We start from the raw sequence: 21,567 nt of genomic DNA, 5'->3' as shown, positions 1-21,567 counted from the left end.
AACTTCTGAGAGGAGAAAGCGCGATGCCAGGCCCGGATCTGGATACCAGAATCGAAACCTATTACGTGCGCGTGCGCGGCGTCGTGCAGGGCGTCGGCTTCAGGCATTACACGGTCAGAAAGGCGCACGCGCTCGGTGTGCGCGGCTGGGTCGCCAATCTCGACGACGGCTCCGTCGAAGCGATCGTGCAGGGCGCGGCCAATCAGGTCGATTTGATGCTCGAATGGCTGCGACGCGGGCCGCCGCATGCCCGCGTCACCGATTTTCATAGCGAAGAGCGTTACGTCGAGAAGCGGTATGAGCGCTTCGAGCAGCACTAAGTCACTTCGCCACCAGCAGACTCTCCGCAAACTGCCATTCCTCGTCGCGCCACTGATGCGTGCATTCGAAGCCCGCATCGGCGGCGATCGGCGCGACTTCATCGGCCGCATACTTGTGGCTGCTTTCCGTCCAGATCGTCTCGCCTTCGCGGAACTCGACGCGCAGGTCCGCGCCGCGCACGCGCACGGAAACCGCGCGCTTCGCACGCAAATGCATTTCGATGCTGCGCGCATCGGGGTTGAAGCGCGCGACGTGTTCGAAGGCATCGAGCGGAAAGTCGCCGCCGAGTTCGCGATTGATCCGCGCGAGCATATTCAGATTGAACGCGGCCGTGACGCCGATCGGATCGTCATACGCGGCGATCAGGACCGGCAGCGGCTTGATGAGATCGGTGCCGAGCAATAGCGCATCGCCGGGCTGGAGCATGCCGCGGATCGAGCGCAGGAACTTGGTGGCCGCGAGCCGCGCGAAATTGCCGATGGTGCTGCCGAGAAACAGCACGAGCAGTCTTTCGCCTTCCTTGCGCTTCGAGCTGACTTCCGACAATCCCGCGAGGTAATCGCGTTCATGCCCGACGATCGACACGCGCTCGATATCGCTCAGTTCGCGCCGGCACAACTGCAGCGCGGTGCGAGAAATTTCAATCGGATGGTAAGCCGTGGGCTGCTTTTTGCACAGCGCCTCGAGAATGCGGCGCGTCTTGCGGCCGCTGCCGCTGCCGAGTTCGGCGACCTGAATCTCGCCCGGCATGGCCGCGACGATATCGGTGGCGTGATCCTTCAGCACGCGCTCTTCGGCGCGCGTGACACCGTATTCGGGCAGCGCGGTGATCACTTCGAAGAGGGCAGAGCCCACTTCGTCATACAGATACATCGAGGGCAATTCTTTTTGCGGACGTTTGCTGAGTCCTGTGTACACGGCCTCCGCGAAGGCGTTGGCAAAGCGGGGCGACAAGGCGGGTTGAGTCATGACGTCTCCATCGAAGCGGCGTTTTCTTCGCGTGCGATCTTCAAAGGCGATGGCACGGCGCGTGTTGCTGCGGATGCAATGACGTGAGCGGCGGGTTCGTGCGCAATGCCGCTCGGGACTGTGGAAAACGGACCGGAGCCATGGGCCGGACCGCCAAGGGTCGCCGATCATCATGACCGGCTAAAGACAGTCGCGTGAGACGGCGCTCATGGTGCCAGGTTCACGCGGCGAAGTTCATGCCGAAATGCGAAGCCTTTGTTTAGCAAGAAGCGGGCGCGCCCGCCGGTTCGTGTTTGAAGCAGGTTTTGAAAAAGGCCCGCGCGCGGCGTTTAGAATGCGACGTCCCGTTTCATTCGGCTTGCATTCACCTTCCGCGCAGAGCGCCACCCTTGATGAATCAGCATGACCTCGCGCGCGGCATCGCGCTGTCCGTCGGCGCTTCGGCGCTTTTCGCGCTCATGTCGGGCTATACGAAATGGCTCGCGCCACTCGACGGGCTCGACATCTTCGCATGGCGCATCGTGTGGACATTGCCCGGCGCGCTTGCGCTCGTCGCGGTGCGAAAGCGCTGGCCGCAATTATGCGCCCTCGTTTCGAGGCTCGCCAAAACGCCGCATTTGCTGCTGGCGTTCGCCGCCGCCGCCGCGTTGCTCGGCGTGCAACTGTGGATCTTTCTCTGGGCGCCGCTGCACGGGCGCGCGCTCGAAGTATCGCTGGGCTATTTCCTTTTGCCCCTCGCGATGGTGCTGCTCGGACGTTTCCATTACGGCGAGCGCCTCGATGCTTTCCAGTGGGCGGGCGTCGTCGCGGCGGCCGTGGGTGTCGCGCATGAGCTCGTCGTCACGCATGCGTTCGCCTGGCCGACGCTCGTCGTGATGCTGGGCTATCCGCCGTATTTCGTGTTGCGCCGCAAGCTCAACACCGATCCGCTCGTGTCGTTCGCCGTGGAGATCATGTTGATCGCGCCCGTCGCCGTGATCATGCTGATCGTGCGCGGCTCGTTCGCGGATGTCGCCGGCTCGCCGCAGCTCGGCTTGCTGCTTGTCGGTCTCGGCGCGTTGAGCACGATCGCGCTGGCGTCGTATCTGCGCGCGAGCCGTCATCTGCCGATCGCGCTCTTCGGCATACTCGGTTATGTCGAGCCGGTGCTGCTCGTCGGCGTGGCCGTGCTGCTGCTCGGCGAGCCGTTTTCGATGCGGCAACTCGGTACGTATGTGCCGATCTGGATCGCCGTCGTGTTGACGGGTGTGCATAGCGCGCGTCTTCTGATGCGCGAGCGCTCGCGCAAGAAGGCATTGCCGATGAGCGAGCATCACGCGAGTGTCGAGCATGAAACCGTCGCGGAGGAAATCGAGCGCGTCGACTGATCAGCGCGCGCTGCGCGTTTCGATGGCGTCGTGCAGATCGCGCATCAGGCCGAGCCCGAACATCAGCTCGACGAGAATGAAGAGCGGTCCGATCAAGAGTCCGACGATATCGTCGACGAACGCGGGCTTGCGATGTTCATAGCGCACATGCCCGATGAACTGAAACACCCAGCCGATCACGAACATGCCGACGCCGATTGCCAGCCATATCGATGTGCCTTGCGACGCGGCCCATTGCCCGAACGCCGCACTCGACGCGGAGACGATGCCCATTGCGATGCCGAGCGGCACATCGAGCCAGAGATAGTAGAGCGTGGCGAGCGCGAACAAAACCCAGGCGGGCGTGAGCAGAAACGCACCCGACAACACGGGCCATGCGGGACGGCTCAGCAATGCGGCGATCGCGAGCACGATGAGCGGAATGCCGACGAAGTGCGTGGCGATATTGCGCCTGTCGCGGTGATAAGCGGCGTATTGCGACAACTGATCGGTCAGCGTGCGCATGTCGGGCGTCTCCTTCGTGTTCTTTTATTTCACGAATGATAAGCCGCGCGGCGACATCGGCAAGTAGAGCATTTCCTTTAGTCGAATGCAAAAAAGCGAGCCCGAAGGCTCGCCCGAATCGAACGCACTGGTTTTATCGATATGCAATGCCCAGTGCGCGATGCGATGGTGACGGCCTCCCTTACTTCTTAGCCGCGTCCACCTTCGCATCGGCGGCCGTCTTGTTAGCGTCGCTTTGCGCCTCGACTTTTTCCTTATCGGCCTTTGCTTGCGCCACGTTGGCATCCTTCGCTGCGTCCTGCTTCTTCTTGTTGGCCTTCGTCTGTGCAGCGTGTTTCTTCTTGTCGGCTTTCGCCTGTGCCTTGGCGGCATCACCGCGAGCGTCGGAAGCCTGTTCCGGCGTGGTCGCCTGCGCTACCTTCGCGGCTTCCTTGTTGGCGTCGGCTTGCGCCGATGCCTTGTCCTCGTTCGCCGACGCCTGTGCCTTGGCGGCATCGTGCTGCGCATCGGCCTTCTTCTTGTTGGCGGTCGCCTGAGCCTCGGCTTTTTCGTTGTTTGCCTTCAGTTGCGCTCTGCCGGCATCGGTTGCGGCGGTTTGCGCGAATACGGTGGAAACGAGCATGGCGGATGCGAGAGCAGCGACGATCTTCTTCATGGTTTGAAACTCCCTTGATCTTTTCTTTGAGGACACGTGGCGCGCAGTGCGCCGCGTTGACGATGAAAACGCCTAGTCCGTCGATGTAGTTGACAGTCTTCTGGTGACAAACAGTAACCAGTGGCGAGCAAATGAAACGGCGTGCGGTAAAAGCGGCTGGCGTGGCTTGTGCCGGCGAATTGCTTTACCGGGATCGATCGGAAAGTTGTTACCGTTGTGCGAATTCAATTCGATTTGTAACGTCTTCCATAAACTTCGGCATCCGAAGAGAATTCATCCGCGTATTTGTAATCGTTGAAATGTGCAGTTACCAACTGCTGCAGTTATTTCTTAGCTGTCTGCTTAAGATGACTTCCATAAACCCGGCCAAACGGGAAATGGAGAAGCTCATGAAACGCGCAGCACTTGTCTTGTTGATGATCGGTAGTTTGACGGTGGCGGGCCAGGCGTCGGCGCATGGGCATGGCGGCGGTCATCATGGCGGCGGCGGCGATGGCGGTGCGATCGTCGGGGCGCTGATCGGCGGCGCGGTGCTGGGCGCGCTGGTGACATCGGTCGCCAGTGCCCAGCCGACCTATGCGCAGCCCGTCTATCAACAACCCGCGTACGCGCAGCCGGTCTACACGCAACCCGCACAGCCGCCCGGCTACTGCTACGACAACTATCGCGGCGCCTACGTGCCCTGCTATTGATCGCCCAGGCAACGAAGACGCGGCACGTCGTTTGCGCTGATGTGTACGGAATCGCTGCGTCGAATGCGCCGCGACCGATACGCAAACTCTGGAGACTTGCGATGAACGCGACTACGAAGAAGCTGGTGATTTCCGCGCTCGTGCTGGGCTTGTCGGGCGGCGCTTATGCGCAAGCAGGCGGCTCGATGGGCGGGGGCGGCAATGGCTCGTCCGGTTCCGGCTCGGCGGCGGCGGGCAAGGGCGGCGGCGTCGGCATGAGCGGCACTGGAATGGGCGGCTCGTCGGACGGCACAGCCGGCACCGGCGCGAAGAGTGGCATGGGCAACGATGCCACCAACGGCATGAGCCAGGATCAAAACACGATTCAGCGCAGCGCGCCGAACAACGGCAACATGAATTCGGGCGGCACGCCGTCGAAGGGCACAGGTACGCAGAAGGGCTATTGATTCGGCGCCAGCGCGCAATCAGGTGCGATCGCCGCGTCGTCCGGACGCGATTGCGGCATCCGCCGAGCAGCGGCGCGCGATATTACTTCGAAAGAGAAAGAGAAAGAGAAAACTGACTGTTACTGACCGTTCGCCGATGCGGCATCGACCGATGCTGCCGGTTCGAACGCTTTCGCGCGCAAGCTGACCTTCTCGGCATAGGCGCGCGAGCCGCCGTAGCTCTTCAGCGCGGCATCGAGGTCGCCCTGGGCGGATTTCATATAGCCGTGCAGGATGGCCGAGCCGGTTTCGATGTTGTCTTCCGGATCGGTCAGATCCACGTTGCGCACGAGCCGCTTGTGCGCAGACGGCACGACCTGCATCAGCCCGGTGGCATTGTTCGGCCCTTTGGCCGTTTCCTTGAAGCGCGATTCGATCGAGATGATGGCGAGCAGTAGCGCTGGAGGAAGCGAATATTTGGACGCCGACGACATGACCGCCGTTGCGATCGTCTGAGCCTTTTCGCGCGCCACGCCGAATTTGCGCGTGAGAACTTCCGAAATCTTGTGGCTTGCCTGCTGGATCTTCGGGTCTTGCTCGGCGGTGGACTGCGCCGCGACATCGCTTGCGGCGAGCGGATTCTCCTGCGCGAGCGCGCCGTGTGAGGCGCTCAGCGTGACTGAGAGGGCGGCAAGGATGACGAGGAAACGGCGCATCGGTTGGACGGATCAAAGCGGAATCGCATTATAGCCGCAGAAAAAATCCTTGTGGATCATACACTTGTCTTAAATATGATGTTTCGTTTCGAAAATCGGAACGATTTACGTGCGCTCGGCGCGTTTCGCCGAGGGAGCGGAAATTCCTTCACCCGCCTCTTCTGAAAGGCGCAGGAACATCGGCAGCGAGGCCAGAACGACGAGCGCCGTCACGATAAAACCGCACGCGAGCTGCCAGCGCTCTGTATGCGCGCTGCCGGAAACGAGCATGGTCGCCTGGATCGTGCCGGCCGCGACCGTCACGCCGACCGCCTTCATCAGTTGCTGCGCCGTGCCCTGAAACGACGTGGCGGCGGCAAGACGCGGCTTGGGCACATCGGCGAAGGCGAGCGCGCCCATCGTCGCGAAACTGAGCGAGCGCCCGAGTCCGCCGAGCAGCAGGAGCACGAAGATCGCGGCGGCGGGCCAGGCCTGCGACATCGTCGAGCAGACGAGCAGGACAGCCGCGAACACCACGCTGCCTGCGCATAAAACCGTGCGTACCGAGAAGCGCCGCAACGCGAGCGCGGTCATCGGGCGCATGCAGAACGAGCCGAGCGCGCTCGCGAAAGTGACGAGGCCGCTCGCGGTCGCGCTATAGCCGAAACCGGTTTGCAGCGTGAGCGGCACGAGAAAGGGCAGCGCGCCCGCGCCGGCGCGAAACAGGCTGCCCGCGACGGTCGCGGCGTGGAACGTGGGAATCGAGAGCAGCGAGAAGTCGATGGCCGGATTCGACACGCGCCGGCAATGCCGCACCGTCACGCGAAAAAGCAGCAGGCCGACGGCGACGCAGATCCACGGCACGCCCACCGGCAGCACGCCACGCCCCGCGCTCTCGATGCCGATCATGAACAGACTGAGCGATGCGCCCGACAGCAGCATCCCTTGCAGATCGGGCGGCGTGCGATCCTCGATCGGCGATGGCGGCAGCAGCTTCCACGTGAGCAGCAGGCCCACGATGCCCACCGGCACGTTGACCCAGAAGATGCTGCGCCACGAGAGCGCGTCGGTGAGAAAGCCGCCGAGCGGCGGACCGAGCAGGGGACCGACGAGCGCGGGCATCGTGAGCCAGGTCGTCGCCTGCAGGAGTTCTTCGCGCTTGACGCCGCGAAACAGGATCAGGCGGCCGACGGGCACCATCATCGCGCCGCCGAGACCTTGCACGACGCGCGCCGCCAGCAATTGCGGCAGGTTCATCGCGGCGGCGCACGCGACGGACGCGAGCGTGAACGTGGCGATCGCCCACATGAACACGCGGCGCGCGCCGAAGCGGTCGGCCACCCAGCCGCTCGCGGGAATGAACACGGTCAGCGCGACGAGATACGCGGTGATCGCGCTGGAAAGATGGACCGGATCGACCTGAAGATCGCGGGCCATCGTCGGGATGGCGGTCGCGACGATCGTGCCGTCCATGTTCTGCATGAAGAGCGCGCTGGCTATGACGGCGGCGGTGATCCGGAAGTTGCCGCCTTTCACGATGCCGCGCTCGCTCGGGTGCTGAAGGCTTGCTGCAAGGCGTGCTGAAATGGGGATGGTTGCATGGCGCACAGTCTAGCGCGATACAGCGCGTGCGCGCTCAGGCACGCGTGAGCGCGACGCTTGCCGCCATCTCCATGAAATAGGCCAGCCCGGGCGTGACGCGCTGCGCGTCTTTCGCTTCGTCGTCCCAGCGTCGCAACGCGATGGCGTCCTGCGCGTAGGGCTTGGCGAGAAAGGCTCGCGCGGCTTCATCGTCGAACATGCCGCCCTGCAGGCGCAGGCTGCGTACCGAATCCGCCGATAGCCGCGCGTGATACGACGGATCGATCGCGCACAGGCAGCGCTTCGCATCGACATGCAGGCGAATCGGTTCGAGCACGGCGGAGGAAAATAGCGGGCGCAGGAACGGCAGCGCGAAGTACTGATGCAGATCATCGACGCCGCGTTCGGTCGGCGTTGCGCCCTGCAGGTTCAGCAAATGCCCGAGGTCGTGCAGCAACGCGGCGACGATGAGTTCGCGGCTTGCGCCTGCCTGCTCGGCGAGCGTCGCGCTTTGCAGCGCATGCTGCAACTGCGTCACCGGCTCGCCGCTATAGGCGATCGAGCCGTGCTGATCGAAGAGATGCCGGATGTCGTCGAGAGAAAGGGCCATCGTATGGAAAGGGTATGCTGATGACGTGAAAACGCGCGATTCTCGCAGGCCTTCATGACGCGATGATGGCCGCGCGCGCAAGGATTCGTTCCGATGCCTCTGTTCTTCACCCGTCATCCCGCCCTCGCCGGACTCGATCGCGCGTCACGGCGCGACGTGCGCCGCATCGCGTGGTATTTCGCGCAACGGCACTGGAGCGTGCACGCGCCGGCGTTCGTGTGGATCGTGTTCGTGCTGCTGCATACGCGCTATCAGATCGTGCCCGAACGGCGCGATTATCTGCTGATCACGCTCGCGATCTTCGTGCTGGCGGTGATCAATATCCGCCTTCATATCGCGCGCTATCTGAAGCCGGCGCGCGCCGTCTTCGACACGCTCGGCAGCACGGCCGCGCGCACGATCACCGGCCGATGATGTCCGTGTTGCAATGCCGCATCGCGCGAAGAGACCCCGTTTTTCGCGTGTTACGATGCCTGGTCGACCCGTATCCACCGAACGCAAGATGGCAACGCTATACGAAACGCTCGGCGTGAACGAGCACGCCACGGAAGAAGAAATCAAACGCGCGTATCGCAAGGCCGCGATGCGCTGCCATCCGGACCGCAACGCGGGCAACGAAGACGCCGCACGCGCGAAGTTCCAGGAAATCAAGGAAGCCTACGCCATCCTCTCCGACCCGGCCCAGCGCGGGGTCTACGACCGCATCTATGCCGAAGAGATGGGCCGCTGGCAGGAGCGCGTGCGTCAGGAAGAAGCGGAGCGCGAGGCGCGCGAAGCAAAGGAACGTGAGGCACGTGAGGCGCTCTATGCGGAGCGCGTGTCGCTCGCGATGCGTTTCGCCTCGCAAGGACATAATCGCGATGTCGTGTTCGGCGTGCTGCTCGGCGCGTCGTGCGACGAACCCACCGCGCGGCAGATCGCGGACAGCGCGATCGCGCTGCATGAATCGCGTCAGGCAAGAGAAGAACGAAAAGAAGAGCCGGAAGAAGAAGTCGAGGCACGTGGCAACGACAAGAAGGAAGAGAAGGAAGCCGCCACCGCCGACGCTTCTAATCCGCTCGGCGCGATGTGGTTTCAGTTCCTCAACAATTTGCGTTTCTGATTATTGACTGCATTCGCGAGGAACACCCTGTTTTATGAGCGGGGCGGCGAAAAACCAAAAATCGAATCAGGTAAAAGCGATCAGTCAGGCTGCAAGTCTTTCGCTGCGCATATTGCTTTGCTTCGGCGCGGGCGGGTAGACACACCAGTGTCCGTCGTCGTGACGGAAGAAGAACAGTGCTCTCGACGCCGCCCCGTGCAGGGCTTCGACACACACATAGCGACGCCTGTCGGAACGCGTGCGGCTGAACTGCCTCACATGCACGGGCATGCTGCCCGGCGCGAGCCATTTTTCGACCTGGTAACGAAGGGACCGCTCATTCGCGCATTTCATTTCAGTCTCCTGCATGCAGCATTCATGATCGGGTTATCGGCCGAATTCGCCGATGTTTAACGCCCGATCGATGAAACCCCTGCCGCAACGCATCACGTTCTTGACAAAGCACTTTAACTCTACGCCTTGAATCCGTGAGCCGTGCCCGTTTTTGCGAAATAGCAACAGTGAGCTTTCGCGCGCCCTTCTGCTGCACCCCGTTCATGCAAAACCCGTAACGCCATGGATTCATCGTCATCCAACGTGCTGCGCGGGTATGTGCGCGATCGTTCATATCAAATGGCCGATGCGTACGTTACCCGTCACTGACATCCAAGCGAACATCGTGCCCGCGTCGCGCGGATCAAAGCGGGCGCGCGAAGCTCAGTTCGTGACCATCGGGATCGGTGAGATGGAAGTAGCGCTCGTGCCACGGCGCATCGCGTGGCGCGAATTGCGGCGCGATGCCGTGCGCCAGCGCCTTCCGATAGAACGCGTCCACATCGGACACGTAGATGATGACGCGGCCCCAGAACCGGATCGGGCCGTGCGTCTCGCTGGTGAGATTGAGAAACGAGTTTCCGAGCGCGAACGACGTAAACGCCTCGTTCGCGCCGCCATACAGCGTGCGAAAACCAAGCGCCTCATAAAAGCGCACCGCGCGCGACATGTCGTGAGTCGCGAGCGTGATCGCGCTCAGGCTTTCGACGTGCGCGTCGCTGTCGCCGGGTTGTGGTTCGCTCATCCCGGATGATGGTGATGCGACACGAGCGGCAGCACCGAAAGATCCGGATGCGTGCCATCGACGATGCTCTTGCCGATATGCCGCGCGTCGTCCACGGCGTCCTGCGCGGACTTGTAGGCGTCCTCGCCGTCGGCATGAAAGTGCACCGCTTCACCCGGCATATTCGCGTTCGCGCCGGGCCTGCACACATGACCGATATACACATAGCGGTCCACTTTGCTTTGCGGCGCATGCTCGGGCGTCGGTTTCAACTGCGGCAGCACGTGTATCTCGAACCCTTCGTAATCGAAGACGTGCCATTGAGCGGGATCGTCGGGCATGATCGCCTCCTTGGAGTCATGTTCGCTCGCTCGACAACGTTACTCCTGTTGCCGCGATGAATCCACCGCGGTGCGCGCTCACGTAGGATGTAAGCGGAGAATTGACATCGTCTTCGCGCGCGACGGATACTTTGCGCGCACTCGCGCGCGAGCGCATCCGTCAGCCGTTTCCCCGCTTCGGGAGGCGCCGTGAAGCCAGCCACGCCACATCGCACGGTCCTCGCGCGCGCCATGCCGCGCGCGGCCGCGCTCGTCGGCGACATCACCGCGGGCACCGTCTCCACGCTCGTCATGCTGTGCTACGCGATGAGCCTCGGCACGCTCATCTTCAGCGCCGACCTCGCGCGCTATGCCGAACTCGGCGTACCCACCGCGCTCGTCAGCTGCATCGTCACGGCGTTCGTCATCGCGCTGACGAGTTCGATGCGCATGAACATCGGCGGGCCGGACAGCAACGCGACCGCGTTTCTCGTCGGCGTCGCGGCGGGCGTCGCGAGCAGCGTGCGCGCGAACGGCGGCACGCCTACCGTGATCCTGCTGACGGTGCTCGTCGCCATCGCGTTGTGCTCGCTCGTGACGGGGCTGATTCTCTTCGCGATCGGTTCGTCCAAGCGCAGCCGCTCTCTGCAATTCCTGCCGTATCCGGTGATGGGCGGCTTTCTCGCGGGCACGGGTTATCTGCTGATCGCGGGCGCGTTTCGCGTACTGACGGGCGTCGCGCTCGACTGGCACACGCTGCCGCGGCTCGTGCAACTGCACTGGCTCGCGTGGGCGCCCGCGCTTTTCGTCGGCGCGCTTGCGACGATCCTCGCGCGCACCTGGCGGCATTCGGCCGCGTTGCCGATCACGCTCGTCATCGGCATCGTGCTCTTCTATGTGCTCTTGCGCGTCGCCGGCATCTCGCCCGACGATGCCCGCAACATGGGCCTTCTGCTCCAGCATGTGCCGATGCACGCGCTGCACATTCCGGAGCTGCATCTGCCGTCGTCGCTGGCGCATGGCGAGATCGACTGGCGCGCGATCGTCGCGCACCTGCCCGAGACGCTCATCGTCACGTCGGTATCGGCGATCACGATCATCATGAACTCGACCGCGATGGGCGCGGCGACCGGACAGGACATCGATCTGAATCGCGAGATGCGCGCCGCGGGCCTCGCGAATATCGCGAGCGGTCTGTTCGGCGGCATGGTCGGCTATCAGTCGTATAACCGCTCGATGCTCAACGCGCGCGCTGGAGCGACGAGCCGCGCCGCGGGCGTGTTCGCCGCGCTCGCGTGCCTGTTCGTGCTGATCGCGTCGCCCGATCTCGTGTCGCTCTTTCCGGTGCCCGTGCTCGTCGGCATGCAGATTTACATGGGTCTGCGGCTCATGATGGACTGGCTCGTCGGCGCGTATCGCAAGCTCACGTGGCATGAATATCTGCTCGTGCCGCTGATTCTCGCGGTGATCGCGTTCTATGGCGTGATTGCCGGCGTCGTCGCGGGCGTGGTCGCGGCGTGCGTCACGTTCGCGCTGCTCTATGGCCGCGCCGGCTGCGTGCGTATGGAGTTCGACGGCCGCACGCGCACTTCGAATGTCGAGCGCAGCATCGAGGAAACGCGGCTTCTGATCGATCGCGGCGACGAGATCTGCGGCGTATGCCTGCAGGGTTTTCTGTTCTTCGGCTCGGCGAATTCGATGCTGCAGCGCATCCGCGAGCGCATTCGCTCGCATGGGCCGCGTCCGGTGCGCTATGTCGTGCTCGATTTCGCGTGGACCAACGGCATGGACGCGTCGGTGTCGCTCGCGTTTGTGAAGCTGCGTCAGGCGTGCGGGGCGATCGGCGCGGATCTCGTGCTGACCGCGTTGCCGCGCAACTCGCGCGCGCTGCTCACGCGCACCGGCGCGCTCTCGCTCGGCCTGCGCGAGTTCGACACGCTCGATGCGGGCCTCGAATGGATCGAGGCGCAGCAGCTTGCCGCGTTGACGCGCGCGCCCGAACCGTGCGTGCCAGCCGGCGATTTTCGCGCGATGCTCGCGCCGCATTTCACGGCGCGCGCGCTCGAAGGGCTGGCCGGTCTGCTCGATTTGTGCGACATCGGCGCGGGCGAAGCGCTGTTTCGGCGCGGCGACGCGGGCGATGCGCTCTATATCGTCGAGGCAGGGCGCGTGACCGTGTCGCTGCCGCTTGCGGACGGGCGCTCGGTGCGGCTGCGCTCATTCGGCCCAGGGACGATCATCGGCGAGATGGCGGTTTATACGAACGCGCCGCGCAGCGCGGATGTCGTCGCCGATGAACCCGCGCGCCTGCGGCGTCTCACGCTCGCGGGCCTGCGCACGCTCGAACTCGATGACCCGTTGACCGCGCAGGAATGGCATCGCTTCGTCGTGAAGATGATGGCCTCGCGTCTTGCCGTCGCGGACGAGGCGTTGCGCGCGGCATCGTGAGCACGCATCCGGCGAGCGATGCGTGCCCGGCGTGCGTGCGCGTCAATTGTCGCGTTCGCTGCCCTTGATGCGCCCTTCGAAGATCGCGGTGTTGATGTCCCAATCGTCGATGGTCGCGTAGCCGCGGCCGTCGACGGTCGCGAGCACCGCGCGTCCGCCGACGATGCGCTTCATCTGCGCAGGCGTGAGCGATGCTTCTTCGGTTTGTGCGCCGCCGGGCGGCAGATCCTGGATGACAAGCGTGTGTTTCATGATGGTTCTCCCTGGCTAAATGGAATCGGACGTGTCGAGCACGGCACATGCTCGCCCGTGTTTTTGCAAGCGCCATGCCATTCGATGTGACGAATGTGGGCGTTCGCTCATGCGTCGCTGCAAGGCATGCGTGGCGTGGCGCGCGGCATCTTCCGTTCATTCGATGCGCCTCTTGATCGCCGCGGCATCGGCCGGTATGTTGGATGCGCGCGAACAGGTCTGCGATCTGCTGTTGGCGCATCCTGCCGCTCATCATCGAGGCCACGACCATGATCCACCTGCTTCGCACCATCCTCGCGATGGCGCTCGCCATCGTCATGAGCGGCGCGTTCGCGCAAGACGCATCCCAATCGATCGCGATGCTCGACTGCACGCTCATCGACGACAACGCCGCCTACAACGACGCGGAAATCAACCGCATTCAGTCCGAGCGACTCACGATGGTGAGCGGCGCCCTGCGCGACGACCTGCGCGAGCGCGCGCTGTTTCGTGTCGCCGACAATGCGAAGGCCGGCGATCTGATCGCATCGCTGCAACGCACGCAGGACATGAACGCGTGCAACGGCTGCGAATTGCGCGTGGCGAAGCAACTCGATGCGTCGCGTGTCGGGGTGTGCTGGGTGCAGAAGATCAGCAATCTGATCCTCAACATGAACCTGCGCGTCGAAGATGCGGGCACCGGCGCGACGCTCTTTCAGCGCTCGGTCGACATTCGCGGCAACACCGACCTGTCGTGGCGGCGCGGCGCGAAGGCGCTCGTCGATCTGCTCGCGAGCGATCCCGCCGCGACGCGCTAGATTGGCGCGTCGCAACATCCGTTGGCGAATTCGGGAATTTCTCCCGGCCGATGCCGTTGCCACGGCAGCGCCGATTGGGCTAAGTTGGACCACGAACTCGAACAAGCCAAACGAAACCGTTGGAGACGACCATGCATGTCAGATTCAGGGCGGCGGTCCTCGCGCCATCGCTCGCATTTGCTGTGAGCCTCGCGCACGCCGCCGCGCCGACCGCCTATGTCACGACCGAAAACGCCGGCGTCGGCGTCATCGATCTCGACAACCTCTCGCTCTCGAAAACCTGGGACCTCGGCAAGGACGGCCCGCGCGGTCTGTCGCTGAACAAGGACGGCACGCGTCTGTATGTGGCGAACAAGGCGACGAGCGATCTGTCGGAGATCGATACGTCGTCGGGGAAGGTCGTGCGCCGCGCGAAGATCGGCAAGAATCCGGAGTTCGTGCGCGTGTTCGGCGGCCATGCGTACGTAACCTACGAGCCGGGCGAAAGCGGCGGCCCGCCGAAGCCGGGCGAGCCGGAGAAAGACGACGACGATCCCAACTCGCCGCCCGCCGAAATCGCGATCGTCGATCTGAAGACGATGAAGGTCACGCATTCGGTCAAGAGCGGGCACGAGACCGAGGGCGTCGAGTTTTCGCCGGACGGCAAGCTGATTCTCGTGACCAACGAGGGCGATGACACCGTGTCGGTCTATCGCGTCGGAACGGGCAAGCCGGTACGCACCGTGAAGCTCGCGAAGGGCTCGCGCCCGCGCGGCATCAAGGCGTCGCCCGATGGCAAGCAGTATGTCGTCACGCTGGAGAACGCGAACAAGTTCGTCGTGCTCGACGGGACGAGCCTCAAGACCGTGAAGACCGTCGACACGAAGACGGGTCCGTATGGCGTGTCGTTCGATCCATCGGGCAAGCGGCTGCTGGTGGCCGCATCGCGCGACAAGACCTTGCAGGTCTTCGATGGCACCACGTTCGAGCATATGCAGGACGTGCCCGTCGGGCAGCGCTGCTGGCACTTCAGCTTCACGCCGGACGGCTCGAAGCTGCTGCTCGCGTGCGGGCGCTCGAACGCGGTCTATGTGCTCGACGCAGCGGACTACAAGGAGGTCAAGCAGATCGGCGACTTGCCGCTGGCGTGGGGCATCGTCACGTATCCGCCGGGCGCGGGGTCCATCGTCGGGCGTTGATCGTCACTTGATCGTGCATGAAGACATGGCCGCGTTGCGCGGCCATTTCGCTTTCTGCGGCGCGTCATTGCATGAAGCGCAACGCGCCGCATCCTCGCCGGCTGATAGTATCGGCGTGACCGACCTTATTTGACAGTTATCGTCAGCGCCGCGCGGATAATGCGTGGCGAGGTCCGGATCGAGGCCTTCAACGCCAGCGATGGCCTATTCATCGAACCATGCCGAAAATCTCCGTAGTCATCCCAACTTATAACGCGCAGAAGTACATCGTCGAAACATTGCATTCGCTGTTGCGACAAGACGCGGACTTCGAGATTCTCGTTCTCGATGACGCCAGCACCGATTCCACGCTCGACCTCGTGCGCGGTCTGAATGATCCGCGCATTCGCCTTTTCCCGCTCGAAAACAACGTGGGACGGCCAGCGAATGCAAATCGGGCGTTCAACCTGTGTCGTGGCGAATATATCGCGCGCATCGATCATGACGACATCGCCGAACCCGAGCGGCTGAGCAAGCAGGCGGCGTTTCTCGACGCCAATCCGGATGTCACGGTCGTGGGCTCGCAGATCCGGCACTTCGGCGAAGAAGACATGACGAGCGAATTCCCGCTCGATGACGCGAACATCAAGGCGCGTTTCGTAACCGGCGCCGCGTACATCGCCAATCCGAGCACCGTGTTCCGTCGCGACTTTGTGCAGCAGCATGAGCTTCGTTACGACCCGAACCTCGATGTCGTCGATGATCTCGGTTTCTGGTTCGACTGCATGCTGCACGGTGCCCGCTTCGCGAATCTGCCGGAAGCGCTCACGTCGTATCGCATTCACAGTGGCATGACATCCCTCAACCTGAATCTGCAGAAGCTGCATTCGGCCAAGATACGTCTTTACTCGCGCATCCTGCCGACGTTCTATCCGCGCATGACGGGACACGATGTCGCCAACGTGTGCAGGCTGTATGCGTGGCCGCTCGAAATCGACATGAGCCTGGACGACGTTCTTGCGTTGCATCGCTCCATGGGCGTTGCGATCTCCGAGATCGATCTGCGCTGGGGCGCGGATCCCGCGCAACTGGAAGGCGGGCTTCTCGGCATACTCGGCCACAGAATGGGCTTGAGAGACCAGAAGAACCCGCGCAGCGATGAAGAAAAACATCAATGCAACGTCGCGCTCTGGGACGGCATCAACGCGCGCGGCATTCCGTGGAAGTCCTGGCAGGAATGAGCCGCGCGCATCCGTGCCGCTTCACTTCCACGCGTAACGCATCCCCACCCACACCCCGCGCGGCGCACCGACGCCGAGAAACTGCTCGTTGACGGTGTCCGCCCCGTTGAACGTGTGATTCGGCCCGTTGAAGAAGTTCTCGCCGAGAATCGCGAAGTTCGCGTAGCGCTTGTTCAGCAGGTTCTTCACCGTCGCGTAGACCTGCAGTTGCTTGGTCACGTTGTAGGTCGTATCGAGATCGATCAGGAAATAGCCCGCGACGCTGCCGTTCGCGTCCTGATTGTTCTCGTCGCCGCGCGCGAAGATATTGCTGCGATACGTGAGATTCGTGCCGATGTTCCAGCGCGGGATCGGGTTGTAGTCGACGCGCATCTTCACGGTGTTCGCCGGAATGCCCGGAATGCGATCGCCCGAATGCACGGTGATGTTGCCGTCGCCGTCCGCGCTCGAGTTGCTGGCGCTGCTTTCGGTCCACGTCGAACGATACGTCGCGTTGACATAGCTATAGCTCGCCGCGACGCCGACCGGTCCCCATTGCGTGCGCCCTGCCAGCTCGAAGCCTTGCCGGCGCGTCTTGCCGACGTTCTGGAAATAGCCGAGCGTGCTGGCCGCGCCCTGGCTGCTGACGAACTGGATGTCGTCGGTGAGCGTCGTGCTATAGGCCGCGGCGCTCCACGTCGTATGGCTGCCGACGCGCCCGCGCGCGCCGATCTCGAAGGTCTTCGAGATCACCGGCTTCAGGTCCGGGTCCGCGATGAAATCGTTGGGCAGCGAGCAGGGCGCCGCCGGGTCCGCGCACGCAAGCTCGATGGCGGTCGGCGAGCGCATGCCTTCGTTGTAGGTCGCGTAGGCGGTGAAGGACGGCGTCGGATTCCAGTTGAAGCCGATGGCCGGATTGAAGCGCGAGAACGTGTGATTACCATCGAGCAGCGGCTGCACGCCGCTTTCGTCGCCGATCGTCGCCTTCGCCCAGTTGTAGCGGCCGGCGAGCGTCATCGACCATTGCTCGTTGAATGACAGCGTGTTCTCGAAGTAGATGCCCCAGTTCTCGTTGCGCGTCTTCGCGTCGGTCTGCGGCGCGAACGGACCCAGGCCGATGGTCGCGCGCGTATCGGTGAATTCCGCCGGCTGCGACGACTGCGTGAAATGCGAATTGGCGAAGTCACCCGCCGCGCCGAGAATCAGTTGGTTATCCTTGCCGAACAGCTTGTTGAGCAGCGTGAGCTGCAGGCTCGCGCCATAGCTGTCCGTCACGATCACCGACTGATCGTTGAAGGCTTGCGTGAGTTCGTCGGCATCGTCGCCGTTCGGGTCGAAATCATCGTTGACGTTGGAGCTCACGTTCTTGTTGCGATAGTGCCGGTAGTACGCGTTGCCGCTCAACTGGATGTTCGGCGTGAAGTAATGTTCCGCGTTGATCGTCAGATAGCCGACCTGATTCTCGTTGGTGTCCGGAAACGTGTAAGCCTGCCGGAAGTTGTCCATGAACGAGCGCGGGATCGTCTGCGAGCCGTTCAGGGTGTTGTCGGCGCCGCCCATCGAAACGGAGATGGTCGTATCGGCGTCGGTGTAGCGAATCTTGCCGAAGGCCTGACGCAGGCGGCTCGAATTGTGGTCCGCCCAGCCGTTATCGTTGGTGAGGTTCGCGGTGAAGTAATAGTCGAGATGATCGCCGATCACGCCGCCCTGTTCGATCTGCGCGACCTTGCGCCCCCACGAGCCGAAGCTCAGATCGACGTTGCCGCCGGGATTGCTGCGGCCGTTCTTGGTCTGCACCGCGACCGCGCCGCCGAGCGTATTGAGGCCGAAGGTCGGATTCGAGCCGGGGATGATCTGCATCGTCTGGATCGCGGCCTGCGGAATCAGATCCCAGTTGACGACATCGCCGAAGGGCTCGTTGATACGCACGCCGTCCATGAACACCGAGAGCCCTTGCGGCGTGCCTAGCAAGGGCGAGGCCGTAAAGCCGCGATAGTTGATGTCGGTTTGCGACGGGTTGCCTTGCGCGTCGTTGGTATCGACACTCACGACGTTCTTCTGCAGATAATCGGTGACGGTCGACGAATGCTGCGCTTCGATATCGGCGCCTTTGATCGTCTGCACGTTGGCCGGCACTTTTTCGAGCGGCGTGCCGACGCCCATGAGCGGCGTGGTGCCGACGACGATGATCGAAGGCAGCTCCGTGTTCGGCGGCGTATCGGTCTGCGCGACGGCTGCCGATGCCGGGGCGGGTGCTTCGGCAGTATCGGCTGGGGGCGTCTGTGCCCACGCGGCCACGGTGATGCTCGCAAACGCGCTGCCGAAGACGAGCCGCAATCCTGCTCGGGGTTTGAACGGATGCGCGCGCGCGGGCAGGCGCTGCATGCTTCTCATCGTCGTCTCCTTTTATATTCTGATCCACGCGAAAGGAATGTTTCCCTCAATGAAAGCGTCGCATAAGAATGGACGCGTGGACCGGGAGCTTTTCCCGATCGCGCAGGGAAGCGTTCCCAATCGCGTTCCACCTACCTCACCGCATGAAGAAGGCGTGCGTAGAATGCATTCCGTGATGCCATCCGAATCCTTGCCCACTCTCGCAAAAGACGTCGACCGTCCCGCGCCGCGCTCGTCGGTATGGCGCGATCTCGCGTGGGTGCTGGCCGCCACGCTCGTGGCCGGCGCGCTGTTCGCGCGTTTCGATTTCAGCGAGTTCGCGTATCGCTGGACGCGCAGCGCCGAACGCTTTCAGCTCGACGAACTTCCGCCGACGCTCGTCGTGCTCGCCGTCGGCTTCGCATGGTTCGCGTGGCGGCGTTATCGCGAGGCGCAGTCGGAAGTGCGCCGGCGGCGCGCGCTGGAGGAAGAGGCCGAGCATTTGCTGGCCGAGAACCGGCGCCTCGCGAATCAGGCGCTCGCCGCGCAGGAGACCGAGCGCCGCCATCTCGCGCGCGAACTGCACGACGAGCTCGGTCAATACCTCAACGCGATGTCGCTCGATGCGGGGCGCATTCGCGATCTGTCGGCGGGGCGCGAGGCGGAGATTCATCGGCTTTCGCTGGCGCTGATGCAGAGCGCGACGCACGTGTATCGCGAGATCGGCGGGATGATCCGCAAGCTGCGTCCGATCGGGCTCGACGAATTCGGCTTGCCGACCGCGCTGGAACATTGCGTCGAGGGCTGGCGCGAGCGCTTGCCCGATGCGACCTTCACGCTCGCCGTCGACGGCGATTTCGACAATCTGAGCGATGCGCTCAACATCACGCTTTACCGGCTCGTGCAGGAAGGGCTGACGAATGTGTCGAAGTTCGCGCGGACCTCGCGCGTGGAGATTTATCTGGCGCGCGCGCCGGAGGAAATCGTCGTGACGATGGCCGATGACGGACCGGGCGTCGATCTGTCGAAGCCGCGCATGGGGCTGGGCCTGATCGGCATGCGCGAGCGCGTGGAAGCGCTCGGAGGAGAGTTTCAGATTGCGAGCGAGCCGGGGGCGGGGTTTTTGTTCTGTGCGCGCGTGCCGGCTCAGGCGGGACTGCCGTTGCCCACTTCCGGCCCGAACGACGCAGCGGCCGACGAAGCGAAATCGGCGAAGTGAAGCCCGAGGCGATTCGCGATCTGCGCAAGCTGCACGCCATTGTCCGCGCCGAATTTCTGGCGGATCACCGATTGATGATTCGCGACCGTCTTCTGACTCAAACCCAGCTTCTCCGCGATGCTCGGCAGCGTGTAACCCTGCACGAGCAGACGCAGCACCTCGAACTCGCGCGCGGACAGTTGCCGTCCCGGCGGCCCTTCCTGAATCGTCGCGCGCAACGCGAGCGCCTGTGAAATATCCGGACTCAGATAACACACGCGACGCGCAACGGCGCGCACCGCTTCGACGAGCACGTCGGGCGCGCTCGCTTTGGTGACATAGCCGCGCGCGCCGGCATCGAGCGCGCGGCGCACGAAGATCGCTTCCTCGTGCACGCTGAAGATCAGCACGCGCGCATGCGGCTCGCGCGCCAGCATGCGCCGCATCGCCTCGATACCGCTTGCGCCGGGCAGTGCGAGATCCATCACGACGACATCCGGCTGCAACGCGCAAAACTTTTGATAGGCCTCGGCCGCGTTCGCCGCCTCGCCCGCGACGCTCACGTCGGGACTCAGTTCGAGCAGACGCTTGTAGCCTTCACGCACGACGGCGTGATCGTCCACGAGCAGCACGGAGATGTCGGCATTCATGGTTTGTCTGCTCCTTCTTCTGAACCCTTACCGCGAGCAAGCGCCGCGATGCGCTTCGAGTTCGCATCGTTGCGAAAGACGATGGGCTGTTCCTGCGGCTCCTGCCTGATCGATGCTGCGCGCACCACTTCGATCACGCGTTCGTGATGCGGAGACTTGTCGCACACCGGATCGGCATTCGCGGGGTCCTGCGTCAGCAGATACGCCTGGCAGCGGCAACCGCCCATGTCGATGGCTTTTTCGTCGCAACTGCGGCACGGCTCCTTCATCCAGCCGAAGCCGCGAAAACGGTTGAACGCATCGCTCTCGTACCAGATGTCCTTGAGCGGCGTCTCGGTGACGTTCGGGAACGTGAGGCCCGGCAGCGAGCGCGCGGTGTGGCATGGCAGCGCGGCGCCGTCGGGCGCGATGCCGAGAAACACCGAGCCCCAGCCGTTCATGCAGCGCTTGGGTCTGCGCTCGTAATAATCCGGCACGACGAAAAAGATCTTGCACCTGTCGCCGATCTCGCCGCGATAGCGCTCGACGATCGCCTCCGCTTCATCGAGTTGCTCCTTGGTCGGCATGAGTTGCGCGCGGTTCGTATGCGCCCAGCCGTAATACTGCGTGTTCGCGAGTTCGAGATACTCGGCGTCCATCGCGAGCGCCATGTCGATGATGCGTCCGATATGCGGCAGGTTATATCGATGCAGCACGCAGTTGAGCACCATCGGAAAGCCGTGCGCCTTGATGAGACTCGCGACGCGTTTCTTGTAGTCGAAGGTCTTCGTGCTGGACAGAAAGTCGTTGAGTTCCTGCGATGAATCCTGAAACGAAAGCTGGATGTGATCGAGCCCGGCGTCCTGCAATGCGCTGATGCGCTTCTCCGTCAGGCCGATGCCCGACGTGATGAGGTTCGTATAGAAGCCGAGCTTGCGCGCCTCGCCGACGAGCGTTTCGAGATCGTCGCGCAAGAGCGGCTCGCCGCCTGAGAAGCCGAGTTGCGCCGCGCCCAGCGCGCGCGCCTGACGCAATACGTCGATCCATTGATCGGTGTCGAGTTCGCGCGTGTGATCGGAGTAGTTCACCGGGTTGTAGCAGAACACGCAATGCAGCGGACAGCGATACGTCAGTTCCGCGAGCAGCCACAATGGCGGCGCGATCGGTGGGTCTTCCTGTGCGGGCTTTGCGATCGGTTCGGACAAGTCGGTCATGA

The 21,567-nt window shown here is 63.2% G+C and carries 24 protein-coding genes; 11 read left to right on the top strand and 13 right to left on the bottom strand.

Features of this window, described 5'->3' with window-relative positions:
* Window positions 1-23 precede the first annotated feature (23 nt).
* On the top strand, window positions 24-320 hold the full coding sequence (locus BTHE68_RS19835; RefSeq protein ID WP_162067939.1) for an acylphosphatase: 297 nt from the start codon (window positions 24-26) through the stop codon (window positions 318-320).
* 1 nt (window position 321) lies between these two features.
* On the opposite strand, the gene egtD is transcribed toward BTHE68_RS19835, so the two are convergent.
* A complete protein-coding gene (gene egtD, locus BTHE68_RS19830; RefSeq protein ID WP_162067938.1) occupies window positions 322-1,290 on the bottom strand; it encodes an L-histidine N(alpha)-methyltransferase in 969 nt (322 codons plus the stop codon).
* A 392-nt stretch (window positions 1,291-1,682) separates the two neighbouring features.
* On the opposite strand from egtD, the gene rarD reads away from it, so the two are divergent.
* Window positions 1,683-2,657: an EamA family transporter RarD gene (rarD, locus tag BTHE68_RS19825; RefSeq protein ID WP_162067937.1), complete on the top strand. Its 975-nt coding sequence runs from the start codon at window positions 1,683-1,685 to the stop codon at window positions 2,655-2,657.
* On the opposite strand, the gene BTHE68_RS19820 is transcribed toward rarD, so the two are convergent.
* Both BTHE68_RS19820 and BTHE68_RS19815 read right to left on the bottom strand, forming a co-directional pair.
* Complete coding sequence (locus BTHE68_RS19820; protein ID WP_162067936.1) at window positions 2,658-3,161, bottom strand: Mpo1 family 2-hydroxy fatty acid dioxygenase; 504 nt, start codon at window positions 3,159-3,161, stop codon at window positions 2,658-2,660.
* A 181-nt stretch (window positions 3,162-3,342) separates the two neighbouring features.
* On the bottom strand, window positions 3,343-3,816 hold the full coding sequence (locus BTHE68_RS19815) for a hypothetical protein (protein ID WP_162067935.1): 474 nt from the start codon (window positions 3,814-3,816) through the stop codon (window positions 3,343-3,345).
* Window positions 3,817-4,205: 389 nt separating this feature from the next.
* Between BTHE68_RS19815 and BTHE68_RS19810 the strand changes: the two genes are divergently transcribed.
* Window positions 4,206-4,508, top strand: coding sequence for a hypothetical protein (locus BTHE68_RS19810; RefSeq protein WP_162067934.1), 303 nt, complete (start codon window positions 4,206-4,208; stop codon window positions 4,506-4,508).
* Between the two features lie 101 nt (window positions 4,509-4,609).
* Window positions 4,610-4,954, top strand: coding sequence for a hypothetical protein (locus tag BTHE68_RS19805; RefSeq protein ID WP_162067933.1), 345 nt, complete (start codon window positions 4,610-4,612; stop codon window positions 4,952-4,954).
* Between the two features lie 119 nt (window positions 4,955-5,073).
* Here BTHE68_RS19805 and BTHE68_RS19800 read toward each other — a convergent pair whose 3' ends face one another.
* The 3 genes from BTHE68_RS19800 to BTHE68_RS19790 form a co-directional block, all read right to left on the bottom strand.
* Entirely contained in the window at window positions 5,074-5,649 is a 576-nt protein-coding gene (locus tag BTHE68_RS19800; protein ID WP_162067932.1) for a transglycosylase SLT domain-containing protein, read from the bottom strand.
* 105 nt (window positions 5,650-5,754) lie between these two features.
* Window positions 5,755-7,164, bottom strand: a complete 1,410-nt coding sequence (locus BTHE68_RS19795; protein ID WP_162067931.1) for an MFS transporter — start codon at window positions 7,162-7,164, stop codon at window positions 5,755-5,757.
* A 100-nt stretch (window positions 7,165-7,264) separates the two neighbouring features.
* Window positions 7,265-7,819, bottom strand: coding sequence for a phosphonate degradation HD-domain oxygenase (locus BTHE68_RS19790; RefSeq protein ID WP_162067930.1), 555 nt, complete (start codon window positions 7,817-7,819; stop codon window positions 7,265-7,267).
* Window positions 7,820-7,912: 93 nt separating this feature from the next.
* Here BTHE68_RS19790 and BTHE68_RS19785 point away from each other — a divergent pair, with 93 nt between their 5' ends.
* Together BTHE68_RS19785 and BTHE68_RS19780 are read left to right on the top strand one after the other, a co-directional pair.
* Complete coding sequence (locus BTHE68_RS19785) at window positions 7,913-8,233, top strand: hypothetical protein (RefSeq protein ID WP_197919679.1); 321 nt, start codon at window positions 7,913-7,915, stop codon at window positions 8,231-8,233.
* 88 nt (window positions 8,234-8,321) lie between these two features.
* Complete coding sequence (locus BTHE68_RS19780; RefSeq protein ID WP_162067929.1) at window positions 8,322-8,921, top strand: DnaJ domain-containing protein; 600 nt, start codon at window positions 8,322-8,324, stop codon at window positions 8,919-8,921.
* Window positions 8,922-9,005: 84 nt separating this feature from the next.
* On the opposite strand, the gene BTHE68_RS19775 is transcribed toward BTHE68_RS19780, so the two are convergent.
* From BTHE68_RS19775 to BTHE68_RS19765, 3 genes are all read right to left on the bottom strand, one after another.
* Window positions 9,006-9,254, bottom strand: a complete 249-nt coding sequence (locus BTHE68_RS19775) for a hypothetical protein (protein ID WP_162067928.1) — start codon at window positions 9,252-9,254, stop codon at window positions 9,006-9,008.
* Window positions 9,255-9,597: 343 nt separating this feature from the next.
* A complete protein-coding gene (locus tag BTHE68_RS19770; protein ID WP_162067927.1) occupies window positions 9,598-9,978 on the bottom strand; it encodes a VOC family protein in 381 nt (126 codons plus the stop codon).
* Entirely contained in the window at window positions 9,975-10,298 is a 324-nt protein-coding gene (locus BTHE68_RS19765) for a hypothetical protein (RefSeq protein WP_162067926.1), read from the bottom strand. Before BTHE68_RS19765 ends, BTHE68_RS19770 begins: the two co-directional genes overlap by 4 nt.
* 231 nt (window positions 10,299-10,529) lie before the next feature.
* Between BTHE68_RS19765 and BTHE68_RS19760 the strand changes: the two genes are divergently transcribed.
* On the top strand, window positions 10,530-12,725 hold the full coding sequence (locus tag BTHE68_RS19760; protein WP_162068286.1) for a SulP family inorganic anion transporter: 2,196 nt from the start codon (window positions 10,530-10,532) through the stop codon (window positions 12,723-12,725).
* A 42-nt stretch (window positions 12,726-12,767) separates the two neighbouring features.
* Here BTHE68_RS19760 and BTHE68_RS19755 read toward each other — a convergent pair whose 3' ends face one another.
* The gene (locus BTHE68_RS19755) at window positions 12,768-12,977 is read right to left on the bottom strand and encodes a hypothetical protein (RefSeq protein WP_162067925.1); all 210 of its coding nucleotides are present in this window, start codon (window positions 12,975-12,977) and stop codon (window positions 12,768-12,770) included.
* Between the two features lie 269 nt (window positions 12,978-13,246).
* On the opposite strand from BTHE68_RS19755, the gene BTHE68_RS19750 reads away from it, so the two are divergent.
* From BTHE68_RS19750 to BTHE68_RS19740, 3 genes are all read left to right on the top strand, one after another.
* Window positions 13,247-13,774: a DUF3280 domain-containing protein gene (locus BTHE68_RS19750; RefSeq protein WP_162067924.1), complete on the top strand. Its 528-nt coding sequence runs from the start codon at window positions 13,247-13,249 to the stop codon at window positions 13,772-13,774.
* Between the two features lie 131 nt (window positions 13,775-13,905).
* The gene (locus tag BTHE68_RS19745; RefSeq protein ID WP_162067923.1) at window positions 13,906-14,952 is read left to right on the top strand and encodes a beta-propeller fold lactonase family protein; all 1,047 of its coding nucleotides are present in this window, start codon (window positions 13,906-13,908) and stop codon (window positions 14,950-14,952) included.
* 218 nt (window positions 14,953-15,170) lie between these two features.
* The gene (locus BTHE68_RS19740; RefSeq protein WP_162067922.1) at window positions 15,171-16,172 is read left to right on the top strand and encodes a glycosyltransferase family 2 protein; all 1,002 of its coding nucleotides are present in this window, start codon (window positions 15,171-15,173) and stop codon (window positions 16,170-16,172) included.
* A gap of 21 nt (window positions 16,173-16,193) precedes the next feature.
* On the opposite strand, the gene BTHE68_RS19735 is transcribed toward BTHE68_RS19740, so the two are convergent.
* Window positions 16,194-18,545: a TonB-dependent receptor gene (locus BTHE68_RS19735; protein WP_162067921.1), complete on the bottom strand. Its 2,352-nt coding sequence runs from the start codon at window positions 18,543-18,545 to the stop codon at window positions 16,194-16,196.
* A gap of 175 nt (window positions 18,546-18,720) precedes the next feature.
* Here BTHE68_RS19735 and BTHE68_RS19730 point away from each other — a divergent pair, with 175 nt between their 5' ends.
* On the top strand, window positions 18,721-19,743 hold the full coding sequence (locus BTHE68_RS19730) for an ATP-binding protein (RefSeq protein ID WP_162067920.1): 1,023 nt from the start codon (window positions 18,721-18,723) through the stop codon (window positions 19,741-19,743).
* Here BTHE68_RS19730 and BTHE68_RS19725 read toward each other — a convergent pair.
* Both BTHE68_RS19725 and pqqE read right to left on the bottom strand, forming a co-directional pair.
* Window positions 19,671-20,372: a response regulator gene (locus BTHE68_RS19725; protein ID WP_061174998.1), complete on the bottom strand. Its 702-nt coding sequence runs from the start codon at window positions 20,370-20,372 to the stop codon at window positions 19,671-19,673. The genes BTHE68_RS19730 and BTHE68_RS19725 overlap by 73 nt on opposite strands.
* Window positions 20,369-21,565 (bottom strand): pyrroloquinoline quinone biosynthesis protein PqqE, encoded by a 1,197-nt coding sequence (gene pqqE, locus BTHE68_RS19720; RefSeq protein ID WP_162067919.1) that lies wholly within the window; start codon window positions 21,563-21,565, stop codon window positions 20,369-20,371. The genes BTHE68_RS19725 and pqqE overlap by 4 nt, the downstream gene beginning before the upstream one ends.
* Window positions 21,566-21,567: the final 2 nt, after the last annotated feature.

Origin of the sequence: Burkholderia sp. THE68, from assembly GCF_009938265.1 — a bacterium.
In the GTDB taxonomy this organism is placed as follows: Bacteria; Pseudomonadota; Gammaproteobacteria; order Burkholderiales; family Burkholderiaceae; genus Caballeronia.
This window is presented reverse-complemented; position numbering and strand designations above follow the sequence as displayed.